Below are 19,546 nucleotides of genomic sequence, written 5' to 3' on the forward strand. Positions count from 1 at the left end.
TTCCTCTTTTTTCATGCCGAAGAGACGGATACAACTGACTTAAATCACCGGACTTCTAAACAAGTTCCATCTATGATCGCCGTATATACCGTCGCCCTTACTTTGGGGGCTGCATCCGGCTCGGCGTTGTCCACGCCGTTGCAGATCAGCTTTGATTCCTGGCAATATTCTTTGGCCTTTTGGGCTGTCATAGCCGTAGTTGCCGCCGTTCTTTGGTGGTTGATGGTTCGTCCCAATGCTGCAGATCCGACTCCTGAAGCGGGAACGGCGAACACCAACCTGCCTTGGGGAAACGGCAAAGCTTGGACTCTGACGTTATCCTTCGGGCTGATGGCGATGCTGTTCTACTCGTATACTGCCTGGTTGCCTCAAATCATCCAAGGTATGGGCTATTCGAAAAGCTATTCGGTGACATCCTTAACCTTATTTGTCGTCATTCAAATTCCGGTAAGCTTGCTAGTGCCCCTCCTGCTCAAAAGGTTCCCGTCCCGCCGGTTGTGGCTAGTCGCATCTTCCTTGATAGAGTTCATCGGACTCTTGTTATTGATACTGAAGGTTGAGCCATCGGTTGCCGCTTCGTTTATCGGGATCGGCGCAGGAGGTTTGTTCTCCTTGAACCTGCTTCTTCCAATTGACGCAACGACCAACGCCCAGGATACGGCTTCGTGGTCGGCCATGGTGCAATCGGCCGGTTATGTCATCGGCGCTGCCGGCCCCATCCTCATTGGCAGAATCCACGATGCTACCAACAGCTTTGTCTCCGCTATCCTTGGAATGCTGGTCATCTTGATCCTGATGATCATTGTTCAGTTCGCGGCTACAGCCGCCAAACGAAAATCTATAAAGGCCGTGCTCCAAACCCGGTAGTAAACTACGGAGTGTCGACAATCGAAACCAGGGAGCATCTGCCGCGTGGCGATCCGCTCCCTGGCTCTTTTTTTGCAAGATTAATTTCAACTTCCATTATTTCGATTTATCTATCACAGAATTAGCCTTACTGCTGTCCTTTCCTCCATTATTCGTTGTAGACTTCTCGTTATCATCTGGTTGATTAAATTGCAAAACACCCCATAGATTTCCTTCTGTATCATAAAATTTGAGTACCCATGCGAATCCGTCATTTTGATACAGTTGAATCGGGGTACCTAAGAGGGTCAAGTTTTTATAGAGTTCGTGTAACCGTGTCGTTCGAAATAATAAAACAGGAAAATCTGTTCCATTGACAGTATAATGTGCATTAGTCCCATCGTCGCTTGTCTGCCATAGCATAAGGATTGGGCCTTCCGGCAAGGTAAGGAATGCAATACGCTCTCCATCGCGGCTGCTTAATCGAAACCCTAACTGTTCGGTGTACCATAAAATCGCCCGATCCATTTGCTTCACAGGAATTTGAACATGTTCAAGTGATGTGAGCATAAAATTCTCCCCCGATACAATGACTTGAATAGAGTCGACGTTACCTAAAATTTTCCAAAACGAAATCTAAAATGTTATAGCCCCCAAGCCCTAAAACAGCGTTAAGAAATGCTAAGTAAACTACCAAATAAAATATAATCCCGCCAAAAACTATGAATGCTAAAATCAACAAAAATGTTTTCATAACAGAGGACTCCTTCCTCTAAAGATGCAAAAGGTTATTCAGTCCAACATCTTAAACACTTCATGTATCATGAGTGTAATCATTTTTAAACAATGATTACAGTACAATATTTGACTAGTACCTCGATTATTGTCTGCGTAAAGGACATATGAGTTTCTCGGAAAGCGCGATGTATACTAGCTTTACGAAATAAAAAAATAGTGGATCACCTATGTTAACCTACACATAGGATCCACTATCGATTATGGTTAGTTAAACCTTCGTGACTCCTTCTCGTCTGACCGATCCACTTTGCTGCGGAACTTGCTCATTCTACCTACCGTACTTCGATCAACCCTTCTACAGCTGCCCTTAACGCAATGGTTGCCTCAGCCACTTCATCGGTTGTCGACTGCGGATTGTGCAGCACCTGCTTCGCATGCTGCAGCGCTTTATGGAACACCTTCCAGCTTTCCTTGGTGTAGCGCTGTTGCTCTTTGCCTTGATTAGCATCATACAATTGCTGCAATTCCGCTTTATGGACTTCACCTTTGTTTACGCCTGTAATGACATCAATACCGTCCAACACGAATGTACCGCCTTTAATGACGACTTTCGCTGTGTGCCGGGTATTGTGAAGTCCCCGCAGGCTATAAGAGGTCTGACGATCCCCTTTCGCATCCACTCTATAATTCTCATCAACTAAAATCCCATCAATATACACGTCAATGAGTGCATCCGGAGTCGCTCCGAACAAATTCAAGCCCGTACCTTCGAAATGGAAAATCATACTGCTCGTTGGGCTAACCGGTTTAGGCGTGCTGTAAATGTGGACGCCCCGGTAATCCATATAGTCCTCTTGCCTTACATTATTGCCAAGCGAAACTTTCAGAATATGAGGCTTCTCCTCCAAGCCTCTGACCGAATACATGATACCGTCCGGATTGACGTTGTAATTGCCCGCTTCCGCCCCGTCGAGCTCGAAGCGATACTGCGATTTCACACCGGTTCCGGCCAAGTAATCGATTCCTGTACCCGTGAACACAATGAGCACATACGGATCGTCGTTAAAATGCGCCCAAGCATTCGTATCGTTGGAGCCCCAGACGTTCCCGTTTTTTCTGTAGGCATATACCGTATCCGTTACAGTCGTTTCGTCGGCATAAACGACCTGCGTGACACTCCCTGCTTGAGCTTCGTCCGTGATTTTGACAATATCCTTCGGTCCTAATGTTTTGACTGCCAATACCGGGTCGGTCGTTTCGATCTCCGCTTTCGTAAAGCTGATATATCTTTCTTTGGCAACAACTTTAAGCGTGTGCCGGGTATCCTCCAGATTGCCCGCCGACCAGACCACTTGAGTAACAGAGCTGTTGTTTAAGTAATTCGCTTCGCCGACTAATGCTCCGTCCAAATACACATCCGCTTTGCCGTTCGACGGATTCGTTTCCCCGAACAGCCGGATCTCCGTTCCCTTAAAAGCGATTTCCAAGGAAGCGCCGGTGGACGCCCAAGTATTTGCACTGTTGGAAGACCAGCTGCCGGTATAAAATACTTTGTTCAAGGTCCCCGGTACCTTCGTGGAATCCTTAAAGCCTACCGTCACCCCGTTCCAAACCGGAACATCCGTCTGGGCCGTCATCTGCGTACGGTTAAAGTGTGCATATCCTGCTTGCGTATAGCTCCATTTGCCCACATACCCGATAGGATTCAAAGAGTCCCCATTGTTCATTGCTTCGGATTCCGTATCGAACTTCTTGCCCTGCGCACTATCGTACTTATCCGATTCATAGGCGTATCCTTGGATCGGATCCACCCGTAAATTATCGATCAGCGTTTCGTAATAGCCGGAACCTAACGTCACTCTGCCGGCCATTACCGCCCGCTCCGGATCGGTATACGAGGCGATTTCCGCTCCGTCCACATACAGCGTAAATACATTCTCTTTCGCCTCAAGGGCTAGATTATGCCAAGCCTTGTTATCGAACCCCGCGATCGTCCCGCTGCTGACCACCTTCCCAAGCTTAATCAATTCGTAATTGCCATTCGAGTATACCCTGGCATTGTATGGCGCATGGGAATCGGCTCCGCCCGCCTTCACCTGCCGTACCCCGATCAAGGCATAATTGCTGCGGTCCGCTGCTTCCGGTGTATGCGTATCGAGTAAAAAGTCATACGACGCTTTATAATTCACCCAGCGATGATCGCCTAACGTGGTGGTCGGGTTGCTGCCGGACGCTGCTTCGTCTTTACCGCCCCAAACGGCCCATTCCGCCCCAATGATGTCTGGAGTGATCATCTGCTGCAGCATATTCCCATGAGCCTTGGCATCCGGAATGTCCAGCTCCGTACGTGCCGCGCTTCCGGGAGCCAGCGGCTTCGTCGCCTTCTTTACAACTTCAAAAGCGCCGTTCTGATCCGTCGTATAACGCGGAGTCCCTCCCCGGCGTTCTACATAATCCCGGCCTTTACCGTCAACTCGGTATTTATCGTATTCAAAATCATCTTTATACGGCAGAGGAAGTATCGTGTCCTTCGAGAGATCGGCCGGCTGCGACTCATATTCAAAGCCTTTCACTTGAGATTCCTTATCTAATGTTGTAATCGTCACAATCGAATACGGCTTCACTTCAACTTCATATACACCGTCTTGCGGCGTGATCGTAGCGATGTGTTTCAGCCAGTTCGCATCAACCTGCTGCCCCGGATCCGCTCCGCGCGTTTCCCACATATACACCGGAGCGTTTTCTTTTCCGTGCAAGTTTTGCGCATGAAGCTTATATTTACGCGTCGACTTCGTATTATTGGCAAAAACGGTCGTATAGTCGTTCGTCTTCGGATCTTTTAACGTCATATAATTGTGAGTGCTCGTATCGACATCGACGCCGCCGTCGAAGAAAGCTCCATCACTGAAGGTCGCATCGTTCACATACATCCAGCGCTCGTTTTCAGGTGTGGTGTGATCATCGTACCCGACGAAGTTCATCACGTGACGAACGCCCTGCAAACCGCCATCCGCTTCATAAAATCCGGACCAAGGGTCGTATGCGCTAATCAGGTGCTTCGGATTGTAGGCAGAGCCTTCATAGAAGGCGGCAGCGGAAGGCTGAAAATCGAACGACACCGCTTTCAGCGGGTTTGCGCCTGCCCCTGTCCAGGAATAAACGGAAATGATCCGCGAAGTGACATCGACAATCCCGGCTTTGCCGCCAAGCCCCTGATATTGCGGTTCCATATTTTGACGGTAACGGGCATTGATCATAGGGGCGATCCCTTCGGACACCCAAACCTCCTTGGGCTGCTTGCCTTCGGCGATCAGCTTATTTTGCAACTGCGTCAGCTCGTTGGAGCCGGTCAAGCCGTAATGGGAGCTGATCACGTCAATTTCATCAAGCAAATCCGGATTTTGCAGCAGTGTGCGGCTGATGGTGGACGTATCCCGATAGCCGTCCGCAGCTACAAGCTTGATGTGCTTATAGTCGGTATCGTAATTGGGCTCCGCTTTGATTTTCGCAGTAAAATATTTTAGCCATTCCACTTCGTTCCTGCCGTTATTGTTTTGAGCTCTTTCATTTTGGGAGATTCCAACATAGTCGAGTCTGAAACCATACTCCTGATACACGGCATCGATCGTTTGTTTGTACCACTGGTAGCGGTTCTCGTATTCGCCGGTCGCCGCGCCGTTCCAGGTCCAGCGGGGTTCGCCCCAGCGCAAAATTTCTGTCGTAATATCAGGGTTGATCGACTTGGCGTCGGCTGCGAATTGGAAGCCCGCTCCCCGAAGCACGTTTGCCGGCTCATCTGCATAGCGCATCGTTGCGGGTTCCGTGCCTGAAGATGAATTCACATCGGCCCCTAACTCCACTTTCACGTGCGTTAAGCCTGCCCCCGTATGTTTATTAAACAGCTTATTCATGATTTCCCAATACGCCTTCGGGTTCTCTTCCTTGTAATCTAACAGCAGCCGGGACGTATTGTTTGCAGTAACCGTTCCAAAGCCTTTAAACCGGTTGTACGGATCTACGTTGTTTCCGTCGATCGTAATCGTTTTTACGATTTCTTCAGCATTCGCTTCTTTGGGAGCCATAACGGCAGCACACCCGAATACCATAGAGGCAGCACATACATAGCCGATCGTCTTTCTCAACCGTTTCCTGAAATTCACCATCCATACACTTCCTTTCGTTGATTCGCCGTCTTTAAACCGCTTTCATTTGTAAAAATATCACTTCCATTCCGACTTCATCATATCAATCCAAAAAGCACCGTACATAACGCGATTATGACTCATTTCGGTGTTATTTTTACTTCTTCGGCTATTGGACCCGGCCAGTCCTTTCGGATGCTCAGGATAGGCCGGACCCCTCCCCGTTCATCGATATTCAACCGAGAGTACATGAGGTAAGCTTAACAATTCGTTTACGAAGCCATCGTCCACCATGCTATCTTCACAAGTGATCTCCATCGTCGTTGTAGCAAACTTACCGTTAACACGTATAGAAATATTCGTAATGTTGAAGCTATGCTTGACAAGAATGCCGGAAATTTCGGCAATTAAGCCGGGACGATCCACAGACGTATAGGTTAATCGCTTCTTGATGATCCCTGTCTGTTCCCATAGGAAGGCTTCCAGCTCGTTCACATATTCTTTCACATATCCATAGAAATGATAGAATGCTTCAGAGTCTTCCATCGCTTTCCACATTTGATTTCTTTTCCGATCGAGAACCCGCTTGAACAAAGAAAGGCGTAATCGTCTGCCATGAATAATGGTTTCCTGGATTTTGATGAGCAGCGCAAGCGATTTTCCGGCAAAATCAACCTCATGTTTCGGGAACTCGCCATCCGCAAGAGCCTTTGTCATATGGCGGATTTGTTCCAGCATGCTTTCGAACGATTGAAAAATGCTCAACGTATTTTTCATCGGCTTTTTCCGAAATTTACGGTCTTCAATCATCAGATTGGATACTTCTTTTCCTTTTCGGATAAAATTTTCAATTTCATCAATTTGATCCTTCATAAACGAATAGGGGGATATTTGTTTGCGTTCGATATCGATCAACATATAATGAAGGAGAACTCTCAGCATTCCTTCCGCTTGACTCAATATGGCATTCGCTCTTTTATCATGCTTAGGCCTTTGCACCAAATTGATCAACGTTCCCGCTCCTGTTCCAATGAGAACCAAGGCAATTTGATGAAACGCCGCCTCCCAAAATGACAGACCGGTCGTACCCATTGTATTGATAGCAATGACGACCGCTACCAACAAAGAATTCGTCCATCGAATACGAACATGGAACACCATCAATAGGAAGGCGATAAGCCCCATGGAAAGAGAAGATCCGCCAATGGTGAATAAAGCCGCTGCCCCGAATACCGCTCCTACTACCGCACTCGCCATTTGCTGTATGCCCTTTCGTAAGGATCGATACAGCGAAGGCTGCACGGACAACACAGCAACGATTCCGGCAAAGTGGTAGGCATTTAAATGCAAGCTCTTAGCAATCAAAATAGAGATCGTCACCGCACAGCAAGTATTCACTACCCTCGCACCAATCACGCCGATCCCCCCAATCGTTGTATGTAATGTTATATAACACTACCAACCCTTTTATGACGAAACAGGTGCGAGCATAGCGAAAGAGGCTATCCCAAAAGCAGCTTTTAGAACACCCTCAACAAGATAATAAGTAGATATTCGGAATAAACCAAGAAGCTAAGCGGCTTGTTCTCGCTTAGCTCCTTGGTTTTTGGCGTCCACCGCAGCCTTCTTAATCAGATTATGGGCAAGGGAAAGCCACCCGACCTCTAGACTTACTTTCGGTAAGCCTCGAAGCAGGAACCGTTTGAATCCTCGATTATTCTTCATATCACCAAATACAGGCTCCGGCTCAATCATGCGCCGCACTGCCAGTGCATATCCTTTTTCACTCCGGAGTTTTTCACCGGCTTTGTTCTTTAGCCGTAAATACTTCATGCTGACCTTTACTTCGCAATTGCCCTGGGCTTTCGTGCACTGCAGCTTTAACGGACAATCTTCACAGCTGGCGCTTCGGTAATGACGGTACTCGATTTCATACCCGCTTTCCGTCTTCTCCTTACTCACTCTGTGGAAATAGTGCGATTGCCCCGCTGCGCATGTCCATGTATCTTGCTCACTGTTATAGGTCCAGTTGTCGATCTTGCTAATGTCCTTTTGCCATGCCTTGCTTTTTTCACGGTGATACGTGCTGTACTTGACGATGGCTTTGATTTCGTTTTGTTCTAAGTAGTCATAATTCTCTTCGCCGCCATAGCCCGCATCGGTGATGACCGTGCTTGGCAGCTTGCCTAACTGTGATTTTACTTTTTCGAGATGAGGAATAAGGCAGCGCGTATCGGTAGGCCGCTGGTGAACACTGTAACCGACAACGAATTGATTTTCGGTACCGATCTGCACATTGTAGCCTGGCTTGAGCTGGCCGTTGCGCATGTGGTCTTCTTTCATTCGCATGAAGGTGGCGTCATGGTCCGTTTTGCTGTAGCTGTTCCGAGTGCCTAAAATCGCTTCTTGAGTCTCGTACTTTTGAGAGCCGAGGAAGCAGGTCCTTGCGGAGTGCGCGCACCGCTTTCTTTAGCGGCTTGTCTTTGAGCTTCTCCTGCAGGCGCTCTTCCAATTGCTTGACAGCATGCTCCAGTTTTTCACTAGTGATGGTGGAGGATTCGCCTAGTTCTAGAAGATCCTGACCGCCATGCACTCTATCTTCTTGCTTTTCGGTTTCCTCAATGGTGGCGAACAAGGTCTGCACTTTCTCCTGAAGCTTGGCTTTCTGCTTCACGACAGCCTTTCCCCAAACAAATGTATATCGATTGGCATTGGCCTCGATCTTGGTGCCGTCCACAAAGTAGTGTTCCAGCTGCACGTAGTTCTCTTCAACCAAGAATTGAAGAACTGCAGTAAACACGGTCTCCAGTACATTTTTCATTCGCTCCGAGCGAAACCGGTTGATGGTGCGGAAGTCCGGTCGTTGTCTGCCAGCGATCCACATGAACATGATGTTCTCGCGTACGGCCTTGGCGATCTGACGTGAGGAGTAGATGCGCTGCGTGTAAGCGTAGATGATGATTTTGGTGAGCATCTTGGGGTGATAGCTGTCGCGTCCGCCTCCGGGGTAAGCCGCGTTGAAGATGGCGTCGTCGAGGCGGTTAACTGCGGCGTTAATGACTCGAACGAGGTGATTAGCAGGAATGTCTTCCTCTAAATCCATTGGCAAGCAAAGTTGCTCCATGGTATATTGAATGTACAAAGAAACCGTTCCTTTCGTAAATGGTGGGTGGTACTTCCATTTTACCAAGGAACGGTTTCTTTTTGTTGTATAAAATGAAAAGAGAGGCTGTCCTCAGTCATCTACGATGACTTCTGGGACAGCCTCTTCTCATGATAAGAATAATGACTCGGACTGGGTTCGAACCAGCGACCCCCACCCTGTCAAAGTGAAAGAGTCATATAGTTAGAGACTGTTATATTGGGTTAGAATCGCGAAACGCTCACCTTGGACGTCACTGGCCAGTACTATCACACAACATGAAAAGCTTACTCGAAATGTATAAATTACCGACTATAATTGTTAGCAGAAAGCTTAGCCTGCAATCTTATCTCCCAAAATGAGTGTAGGTGCGACTCAAATAAATAACCGCCGCGGGATCGCATGTGTCCTCATAAAGATGTTTATCTGTAACTAAATGGCCACAACCAACTCTCGTCTGACGAGCAGAAATCTTTCGGAAACATTAATGAAATTTTCACTTTCGTGGTTTGATATAATATAGCTTTATTATTTTGTTACTTTCTACTTGAGCTTTCTTACGAAGAACGTTTTCCCTACAAAGTGGTTAATTTTAATGTTTTATATTGTACTTAGTATTGAATAAAGCAATTATCTCCTTTAATTTATAATCGAGCCTTAACATAACTTCAGAGACTAGGTTATTAGGTATCCGCTTATAAAAAGCTTGTGCTATACCACCTGTGATGCATGCTATTGTATCACTATCCCCACCAATAGAGATAGCTTTTCTGATTGCATCTTCAAAATTGGATGATTCTAGAAAAGCAATTATTGCTTGTGGAACAGACCCTTGACAACTAGAGTCAAACGCATACTTAGGCCGAATTTCATCGAGTTTTTGATTGAGATTGTATCTAAATTTGTCCATAATGAAATCTTGTATTTCAGTCTTTGAGTGATTTTTTCTAGCTAAGAAGACCGCACAAGCCACAGCTTGAGCCCCAACGATACCTTGTTTATGATTATGTGTTACTAAAGCAGACCGTTTTGATTCACGCAACACTTCTTCTAATGAATCATAGGCAAAACCAATAGGACTGACTCTCATCGCTGATCCGTTTCCATAACTTCGATATCCCTTGGAACTATTATTTGCTACCCATTCCTCAAACTTCTGTCCGTAACCAACACCTGGGTACCACTTGGCATACTGACGTAGTTTATTGGCATACAACTTTTGGCCATAATAATAATCAATCAACCAGTTACTATTCTTCTTTTTACTTAGGACAGCATCAGCTATAGCTATTGTCAATACAGTATCATCTGTAAATCTAGTAAATCTGTCGAATAATTTAATATCAGTAGATTTATTGTTATGCCATTCGAATACGGAACCAATTACGTCTCCAACAACTGCCCCTAACATTAGCCACCTCCACTGGAGAACACAGTTACAGTCCATAGACTCAATCTCTTAAACTGCGAAATTGATGGAGGCACATTTATCATGTCCATTTTCCATCCCTCTCAAAGAAAATAAAATTCTACTCACTCTTGTACTTGCTTATTAAATAATTCCGGATTTTTCAATATAAAATTGATATAAACTATCTATCAGTTTTTTCACCTGGTGTTCAGTTACTTTATTTAGCAAAAATCTATCGGATAAATAGTATATATCTTGGATGAAATCCTCCTTATCAACAATATTGTTGAACTTCATATATTCAATACATTTAATAATAAACTGCTCCAAGTTATCTTCCATTTTTTTTTGCTGGATAGTTAGTTTAGGGAGATTGTCTTTAATTGATTCTTTTAAAGTTTCTTTAAAGCTCCAGTATTTTAAATATAACCTCTCATCGGAAAAAGGTATGAATGGATCGTATTCGGAACAAGGAATAATAATTATAAAACCTTGTTCTCTTAAAAATTTTAAAACACTTATCAATTTCTCATTTAAAACGTATCCTCTTAAAAAGGTACTGTTGTACCAAGGAAAACAGAAAATTAATTTTCCTTGAACATAATCTATCGCTAATGAAGCCCTATACCTCTCTTCCCCCATCTTGGATATCGGTCTTTGTACTCTTTCATTAGACAAGCCAAATATCTCTAAAATCTTGTTTACATCACTTACAGGACTGTTCTTTTTTTTAATCTCATCTTGCAATAATTTAATTACTGGTGTATTTCTCATGAAAATATTAATATTTTTTGAGATGTTGTCGTCTAGCAAGGAACAAATCCTTTTCAGATCTCGTATATCTACAGTTCTATTATTGAACGCGATACCACTAACATCACTTATATTTCCAGTTATTAAATATGAAATAGAAGCTCCACCATCCCCAAATTCCCCCACCAATTTATAGATTTTCCCACCACTAAATGTATACGAAAAGTTATTAACATGATCTAGCATAGATTTTCTGTTTGGTAATTTAGCATACAGTTGAGCGGATACGTTCACTAATTTCAATTCGTTCATAGCAGTCCTCCTGTGGCTTTCACTTGAAACAAAAAGAAGGATAAAAAGCGACTTCACATGGAGTAGCCGATGTTCTGGCTAACTTCCTATGGAGAACTTTCGTGACGTTGAACTTGTACAAGAAAATCAACCTACAGAATTCCCCTGTAAAGTCGCTTCGCTAGTTCATTGTTTAGAAATACAACTAATTATAATGTACGAGCTGAAACTTTTTGTCAAAAGGAATTATACATTATTTAAACCAAGTAAATGGATTCCACCATACTACTTCGCTTTTGAAATTAACTTCATTTACGTTTCTGATCTCCAGACTGTTAACTTTGAGCGTAGTTCTTAATGGCTCAGCATCTTTTACAATATTCCATTGCGCTTCGTCTGTTTTAAGTGAATCATCACTTTCAAATGAAATTGATTCATGTATTTGAAGTTCAATAACTGTTTCATATGACCTTGCCCCTATATACTCACCCTGCTTTTTAGTAGGCAATTTACCAAAAACATAAATATGTGCAGGTTGTGAATTTCCATTAGTATCTTCTAAAGGGCGCAAATATGTTGATTGTCCATCTTTTGTAGCATCTACAAGGGATTTAGCATTCTCCTTTGAAGTTACTTGATAATAAGTGATCCAATCGTCGTCGATATCATCTTTCTTTTTCTTTGGTTTGATTTTGGGTTTTTTAATCCCCCTCAACTCTGCTGAAACAACTGTTGATTCATATGTGGAAGTGTTAATGTACGAGAATGAACTTGAACTTAAACTAGACTCTGACGAAGACTCATTACCTCTACTTGAAGATTCAATACTATTTTTGGATGCTGATATGATTGCAGGCAAACTTATAAATATTAGACATATAAAACAGTGACCACTTGGGTCGTTGTATCTTAACGGATTATTTCCAGCATAAGTATATAAATTTTGAGTAAGAGGATTATTAAGCTGCCCTTCATATGTATCCTCATTAATAAATCGTCCCACACTTGGATCATACCATCTAGCCCGTAAATACTGAAGCTTCGTTGTGTCGTCCCACATCTCAGCGCTGTACTTGAATGGTTGGGCAATGGTCTCGCTCTGGCTCGCGATATTCCCGAAGATATCATAGCTATACGAATTTAACTTCGTATTCCCCGTGCTATCCATCAGATTCACTACATCGCCTTGACCATTATGGAGATAAAATGCTTTTCCCTGACTGTCCTGGCGAGCAACAAGCCCATTACCGCGGATATATCGCGATTTAAGCGTAGCGACTCCACCTGAAACTGTCGCCTCCGCTATAACCTGGTCACCGTCCCAGTAATACCTTGTTGTTTGCCCGTTTTCCGTTCGTTCCCAAAGCAGCCCGTCACCGTTGTACTTGTAAGAGACATTCCTTCCGCCGGTAACACTTACATTCGTCAGACGATCTCGTTTATCAAAAGTAGTTGTGGCATCAGGACGTTCAAATGGAGTATTCGTTGTCATGCTCGAACGATTTCCACGGTTATCGTAGTTATACGTTTCGTTAAACTGTGTGGATGATGCGATACGGTTCAACGGGTCGTAAGCAAATGTATACGTCGCTTCATTCTCCGTCTTGGTCTTTTGATTCCCGTTATTGTCATAAGTGTAAACAAAGCTGTTTAATACTGTACTGCCCTTTTTTTGTAGCAAAGTATTAATTTGAAGGCCGTCATAGGCATAATCAGAGGTAACACCATTCCGAAGTCTTATATTTTTTAAAAGGTTATTGTTGTAATAGCTATATTTTGCGTCAAAGTCATTTGTATAATCTATTGAGGCCGAGACTGTGTCCAATCGATTCCGAGCATCATAGCGATAGTACGTATTAATGCCAAAAGGATCATTCATCGAGGAACGATTCCCTGCTGCATCATAATCGTATTGAATGGTTCGCTTATCCGGATATGTCACCTTTGTTAAAGAACCATTGGCTGGGCTGAAGTCATACAAAGTCGTCCCTGTAATGTCTTTCATGGATTTGCGTCTTCCAGATTGATCATAACTAAACTCAATGGTTTCTTCTCCAGCTATCGGATTGCCCGCAGCGTCCACGATTTCTTTCTTCCATAAAAAGTTACGTCCCGTATAAGTGTACTTAAAGTGGTTGTTATTGCGATCCCGCAGCCCTATTCGGTTTCCGTTTCCATCATAATAGGATTTTTCCACGTTATTCTTTCCACCGATAGGTACTTCACTAGCTTGGATAAGGCGCCCAACTTCATCATATTTCTTTTCATTCATTGTACCATCTGGATATGCAATAGTCGTTAAGTTCCCCATCAAGTCATACTTGTAGGAAGTAATCTCATTTTTCGCGTTCTTCACACTGGTTGGACGACTGAGTACATCGTATCCAAATATAGTCACATTTTGTGGCGTGACATAGTCTGTCGTGGTCAGCACGTTTCCGACATAATCGTAGGTAAATGATGCCAGGGTATTGGTTTGAGTACCGGTTCCGACTTTCTTCGTCTCTTCCTTCTTTGTCACTCTTCCGAGACTGTCTAAGTACTCTTTAATGGTATACCCTTCCGGGTCTGTATTGGTCTTTGTATTGGGATTGGCAATATCATCATGTACGACCGTATCTTTGGGGCTGCTATCCGCGTAACCTACTGAAGTCTGTCTACTCCACTGATCGTAGGCGTAAGTTGTGGTATTCCCAAGGGCATCTGTCGTTGTTGTTAAGCGACCGTAGCCGTCATACCCATAGGTGATCTTATTCTTATATTGTCCACCTTCTATCGTTCCGGAATGTATTTTATAGCCAACCGGATTCCAGCTTGTTTGGCTTTGGACCCCGGTTTCATCTGTCATTTGAATCTGATTCAAGTAATCGAAATACGTGATAGCCGCTGATGAACCATCCGCCGCATGAATGACCTTTGTCAAGCGCCCAATTGTATCGTACTCGTAGTTCGTCACATTGGTATTGGCGTCCGTATACTTGATTAGCGCACCAGTCATCGAGTTGTAATCAAACTTTTTTATGATGTTGCTTGTTACTGAGTCAGCATCGGTCACTTGAATCGTTTGTTGTGTCGGAAATGCTCCGAAGTAAGGGGAATCTGTTTTAAAATCCGTTCGTACCGTTGTATACACACCAGCAGCGCGGGAAACCTGCATTTGGGTGACATTCCCATATGAGTCGAATGCAGTGTTCTTGGTTTCCTGCAAAATAGGCCCAGTAATACCACCATCACGGACACGTACAGCAGTAATCCTCCCATGAATAGAATCCCGGACGTATTCCGTATATCTTGTCTGGGTTTGAGATATAGGCTGACTAACCCCAACCAGTAAATGGGATATGGGGTCATACGTGTTAACTGTTGTAATGAAATCGGGATTAACCATGCTGGTCACATTCCCATAATCGTCATAAGTCGTACTTGTGTTGATGACATAAGTGTTGCCGGTATTGGAAGCCGATCTGGTCACCTTTGTCGCAATCGGTACCGGCCATTTCCTTGCCCTATCGTACGAATAGTCAGTTGTATTGGTATATGTCACCCCGTTATAGGGCACAGTCTGGGAGACCACCTTCAAGTTATAAAAGACAGGGGAATTGTTCTCGTCAATATAATCCTTCTGGTTTGTAAAGGTAGTAGTCGTTAGTCCATCACTGACAGCTACAGTAAAATCGATATCTGTATTATAGGAGCTTCCAATATCACCACTTGGATATGTGATATCTTTATGGTTATACGTTTGAACCGTAGCGTTGCTTAACGTTACTCGCTCTTCACGTGATTGGATACGATAAACCTGGTTTACGGATCTTTCGCCGAGATAACGTGTAATAGGTGTCGACTCATAAGTGTAAACTGTCTTTGCCCCAGTTGGATGAATTACACCTGTAAGCAGTGCGTAAGGGTTCTTCGTCGTTGGTGTCGTACCGAGCAAATTAAAGTATGCATCCTTAATCGCATAATCATAGGTTGTAGCTCGGCCAATCGGGTCAATGACCTGTGTCAGTAATTCTTTTTCGTTTTGGATCGTTTTGTAATAGGTGACGTTCATGGAGCCTTTAGTTAAAACGACCTTATGGGTTCCATACGTGATGGTGATAGCATTATTAATGGCATCTGTAATTTTTGTCAGCACAGTACCGTATGTAGGATCGGTAGACCATGTAAACTGGATAGTATTGTTGTATGTATCTTTAATCTGAATCAAGTGTCCAGAGGCATCAAAATATTGCGATATGCCTTGAATAGATTTTAAGGAGTACGCGGAGGTCGCTGTACCGACGGTGACAGTTGTATCTGAAGCAAAAGTAAGGTCTTTCCACGGATAACCGAGAAGATTGTTGGAGCTATCGATTTTAAATACACCGGAGTCTGCTAAATGAAGAAACTTGTCCGCCCCACTCGTTTCGATGTAGGAAAGGTTCCATGACCATCCCTTGCCGATTGGGTACATCGACTCATCTTTTGGCTTAGTCGTGCCATTTGAAGTACCGCCATAGGTCACCATTTGGTCGAATTGAGAAGATCCACTGTCAAAGATCCGCGACAGGGTGAACCCCAGACCATTGCGGCCAGGCAAGGACAAATCGGCAACACGAAGGGAAAGAGATCCCGAGAGAGTAGATACCGTTTCTTGGTCGAGCCTTACTGTATAAGGAGCTTCATCAGGCTTTGTGTTGACATAGCTATAGTCGGGAATCGAACCGGATGTCGCTGTCATCGTGGTAAAGGAGCTAGCAGCTACATCACTAGTTATTGTACTCTTCGCAATTCTAGAGTTGTTGACAGGGCGAGGCTTGATCTTTTCTAGACTAGCTCCTAGGTCATTTCCTGTACTTTTCCGATCTAGTAATGCTGCTTCAATTTCTTCTAAGGTATAGCCCTGATCGAGTTTTGACTGAAGATCACTTTCAGAGATCGCATATATTTCTTTTAACTGCTGTCTCCGGGACTCAGCAATAGTGTTACCTACAATGGGATTTTCCATTTCCGCGGCATAAACCTGATTACTAAAGGCAGTAGGAAGGGAACCGAAAATGATCGTAACGAGCAAAGTTAATGTAATGATTCGATGTATAAGTTTATGCAAGAAAAGTCCTCCTTGTTGAATAATAGGAGCGAACCGAATTCGGGGTACCCTACATGCAGGGGAAACATCACTCCTGCATGCAGGACTTGGATTACTCTCAATCACATATTTTCAAATAACTGACGAGTCCACTTTCTTCCGGTGAGATTTCTGTTAATGTTGTTTACACTGGGAATGAACCTGTTCTCTGTACCGTAAAAGTTTTTGAAGTACTTCGTTGTCACTTACTCTGACTCACTTGCTTACTGATGATGTTTCCATTAGCGTCATATTGGTATGTAGTCTGTTGCTGAATGGTAACATTTTTTAATATAAGAGAATATGTTGCTGAATTACTGAAATTCCCGCCTACTCCAAAAATCTTAATATAATAGCTTTTTCCAGCCATTACTTCAAAAAGTACATATTCAAAAAGGCCTGCTCCCTTAGAGCCCGTGGCAACCAAATTCATATTCGAGTCAAAAATATGTGCATCATAATTCAGCCCTGCTGGGACGATTAGTAATATCTGGTTAATTCCACTTGTCGCAGCTGTGAACTTAAAAAAATCAATGTCAGTTGCCGAGGTTATCAAAGAGTCATATATTTGTTGGGGACTAATTGTAAAGGCTTGTGCATTGGTGTCATTAGGTTCATAGGCATTGGGTAGGGTCAACTTATTCCTTGCTGCTCCGCTCGACCACTCCATCCCGTCACTGACAAGCACCTTAAAGCTCCATACTCCACTTGCTAGAGCAGGTGTCGTGTGGCTAGCGGAAGGGGAAGTAACTTCACCCGAATTGTAGCTGACCGTTGCCCAGTCATTCTGTGTACCAAGTACTTGGTATTTTTGCTGGGGTTGCCCGTCTTGGTCAGCATAGCTCCATGTGAATGTCAGGATGTTATCCGAGATTGATTGGTTATCTGAGTATTTTGTTAAAGTTACAGTTGGAATATTATTGATCTTGATATAACTGAGAGCAGAGTAGGGCGATATATCTCCCTTGTTATCCTTTAACCCCACTTGCCAAGCGTAAGTCGTATTTCGAACTAATTTTCCAGCGGGAACAGTAAAGGTGTTGCTTGTGGACGGAACCCATCCTGAATCATAGATTGGTGTTGAACCGGAAGCGTCCTTGATTACTACGTTATATGCGGATTGTATATTTCCTACATCCGGGTCGCTGAACGTCCAGGCTAAAGTCGGTGTTGTACTGCCCACAAGTCGTGCTGTAGCTGATGAAGCTCCGCCAGGGGAAAGATTGCTAGGTATATTGGGTGCGTGATTGTGTTTAATTGAGAAAAGCTGTGATTGGCCCCAGCCGCCGTACATTCCACCATCGTAGCCCCGTACACGGATATAAGCTGTATTTGTTTCTGCAGTGTTTGTAAAATCAAAAGTAAATGAGGTTTGTCCTGGATTTGTCAGTGCTACAAGGTCACTCCACGATGCCCCGTTGTTAGTCGAAAGCTGTACTTGATATTTAATCAGATTCTGTGTGGTTTCACTGTCTACTGCAGCAGTCCACGCAATGTTGGTTACTCCATCAACAAGAGTTGAGCTTGTTGGTGTTAAGACAGTTGGTATCGAAGTGGGTTCGTTATAAGTTACTATCAATTTAGGTCTGTACGAAGCGTTATAATATTCCGAACTATAGAAGCCAAACCGTCCATCACTTCCATTGATAATCTCACCTATCATTTTAACCCCATTGTTGACGTAGCTCCCTGCAACCCATTGTTGTACCCAAGAGGTAACGTTCCAGCTATACCACCTAGTATCCGATACATATGTAACCGCAGAGGAACCTGGGTCATGCGCGGGTTGATTCGCCCATACTACGTTTTCGTCCCAAGGTTGAGTTATACGATACAAACTTATCGGCTCAGATGAAACGAAATTACAACAATGCCTATACAATTGAATTTCTGCGGATGAAATTGAACTATCACTACGGATACTTGAAAGATCAAACTGTAGCATAGCACGTTCCCTTTGAGGAACAGTCCCCCGAGTAATATAAAATGAATCCCCATTACCTTGGACCAAAGTGCTAGAATTAACAAACGCATCTTTAGTGTTCGTATCGTTTGATACAATGGTAACGGTGGGGTCTACATAAATTGGAAACTTTAAGCCTTCCAAATTGGCTTTCAAATCGATAAACTTTTTCTTGCCTTGAGTACGAAGTGTTTGGGAAACATCTCTAGTTACACCATTGGCATCAATTAACCATGCAGGCCACAAAACCAGTTGATTCGTTTTAAGATCTGAACTAATTGCACCTGTAATTTCAAAACTAAAATTTGAGCTAGCAGATGCATCCTTTAAGATTAAAGTTTCCTTAATACCAGTGTTCAGTAACTTCAATTCAACATCTACCGCATGCCATGCATCCTCAAACATAATAACGTTATTGGAGTATACCGAGCCAACAACAGATCTAGCTCCGACAGGCACAAAGGTCAGGTTATCTCCTTCTTTTTTTATGGAGTATCCCTTACTATAGTCCCTCCAGATGATTGCATCATACGGAACTTGCTTAACGCGAAAAAAAGGTCTCTTCTTGTCTTTATTAGTGCTGGACAAAAGGGAAGAAGAAACTAATCCGGGGTCTATTGAATTGTTAGTTTGTTCATTTAAATTAGACAGAAGAGACTGACCTTCTTCAACTAATTGAGGAGCTATAGTCTGCCATTTTCCATTCTCGTCTATGTAATTTAGATCTTCTTTAGTAATTACAGCTTTATATGACCCGTCTGACATAAGGAAGTGTTTACTGTTCTTGGTACGTTTCTCGTAAGCCTCGCGTACCACGGTTCTGCCCTTTTCATTAAACAAATCTAGATTTATTAATGGGTTGTATGTATCATCTGTGATGGTTGCCGAGTCGTACACACTCTCAACCACATTCAATTTGCTTGAATGTAACCTAGGCGGTGACGTAGAACTGGACGTTGCGCTCTTTAAGTCAACATGTTCAAATGGAAAATTCTCGAGTTCATCTGTTGACGAGGCAGATACTTGGTTAATCCCTGCAGGTGGTAGGTATGTGAATAGGAGTGCAATGATAACAATTAAAGTAAATGCTCTAGAAGTCCGGTGATTTAAGTCAGTTGTATCCGTCTCTTCGGCATGAAAAAAGAGGAAA

At 43.7% G+C, this 19,546-nt stretch carries 9 protein-coding genes and 1 pseudogene; 1 reads left to right on the plus strand and 9 read right to left on the minus strand.

Annotated elements, in window-relative coordinates; all coding sequences use genetic code 11:
• On the plus strand, positions 1-867 hold an 867-nt coding region (locus ACFFK0_RS01350), incomplete at its 5' end, for an MFS transporter (protein ID WP_377467882.1).
• A 96-nt stretch (positions 868-963) separates the two neighbouring features.
• Here the strand turns inward: ACFFK0_RS01350 and ACFFK0_RS01355 are convergent.
• The 9 genes and pseudogenes from ACFFK0_RS01355 to ACFFK0_RS01395 form a co-directional block, all read right to left on the minus strand.
• Positions 964-1,416 (minus strand): VOC family protein, encoded by a 453-nt coding sequence (locus tag ACFFK0_RS01355; protein WP_377467884.1) that lies wholly within the window; start codon positions 1,414-1,416, stop codon positions 964-966.
• 40 nt (positions 1,417-1,456) lie between these two features.
• Positions 1,457-1,600: a hypothetical protein gene (locus tag ACFFK0_RS01360; RefSeq protein ID WP_377467885.1), complete on the minus strand. Its 144-nt coding sequence runs from the start codon at positions 1,598-1,600 to the stop codon at positions 1,457-1,459.
• Between the two features lie 316 nt (positions 1,601-1,916).
• Entirely contained in the window at positions 1,917-5,747 is a 3,831-nt protein-coding gene (locus tag ACFFK0_RS01365; protein ID WP_377467886.1) for an S-layer protein, read from the minus strand.
• 204 nt (positions 5,748-5,951) lie between these two features.
• Complete coding sequence (locus tag ACFFK0_RS01370; RefSeq protein WP_377467887.1) at positions 5,952-7,142, minus strand: aromatic acid exporter family protein; 1,191 nt, start codon at positions 7,140-7,142, stop codon at positions 5,952-5,954.
• Positions 7,143-7,298: 156 nt separating this feature from the next.
• A pseudogene (locus ACFFK0_RS01375) lies at positions 7,299-8,868 on the minus strand (IS1182 family transposase).
• Positions 8,869-9,460: 592 nt separating this feature from the next.
• Positions 9,461-10,279: an ADP-ribosylglycohydrolase family protein gene (locus tag ACFFK0_RS01380; protein WP_377467888.1), complete on the minus strand. Its 819-nt coding sequence runs from the start codon at positions 10,277-10,279 to the stop codon at positions 9,461-9,463.
• Positions 10,280-10,420: 141 nt separating this feature from the next.
• Positions 10,421-11,344, minus strand: coding sequence for a hypothetical protein (locus ACFFK0_RS01385; protein WP_377467890.1), 924 nt, complete (start codon positions 11,342-11,344; stop codon positions 10,421-10,423).
• A 232-nt stretch (positions 11,345-11,576) separates the two neighbouring features.
• A complete protein-coding gene (locus ACFFK0_RS01390) occupies positions 11,577-16,415 on the minus strand; it encodes an RHS repeat domain-containing protein (protein WP_377467892.1) in 4,839 nt (1,612 codons plus the stop codon).
• A gap of 220 nt (positions 16,416-16,635) precedes the next feature.
• Positions 16,636-19,293, minus strand: a complete 2,658-nt coding sequence (locus ACFFK0_RS01395; protein ID WP_377467894.1) for a DNRLRE domain-containing protein — start codon at positions 19,291-19,293, stop codon at positions 16,636-16,638.
• Positions 19,294-19,546 lie beyond the last annotated feature (253 nt).

Source organism: Paenibacillus chartarius (assembly GCF_042432825.1).
Taxonomy (GTDB): Bacteria; Bacillota; Bacilli; order Paenibacillales; family NBRC-103111; genus Gordoniibacillus; species Gordoniibacillus chartarius.

Coding starts and splice junctions, on each gene's coding strand:
- ACFFK0_RS01380 (WP_377467888.1), bottom strand. CDS start 10,279: ATGTTAGGGGCAGTTGTTGGAGACGTAATTGGTTCCGTATTCGAATGG.
- ACFFK0_RS01360 (WP_377467885.1), bottom strand. CDS start 1,600: ATGAAAACATTTTTGTTGATTTTAGCATTCATAGTTTTTGGCGGGATT.
- ACFFK0_RS01365 (WP_377467886.1), bottom strand. CDS start 5,747: ATGGTGAATTTCAGGAAACGGTTGAGAAAGACGATCGGCTATGTATGT.
- ACFFK0_RS01385 (WP_377467890.1), bottom strand. CDS start 11,344: ATGAACGAATTGAAATTAGTGAACGTATCCGCTCAACTGTATGCTAAA.
- ACFFK0_RS01355 (WP_377467884.1), bottom strand. CDS start 1,416: ATGCTCACATCACTTGAACATGTTCAAATTCCTGTGAAGCAAATGGAT.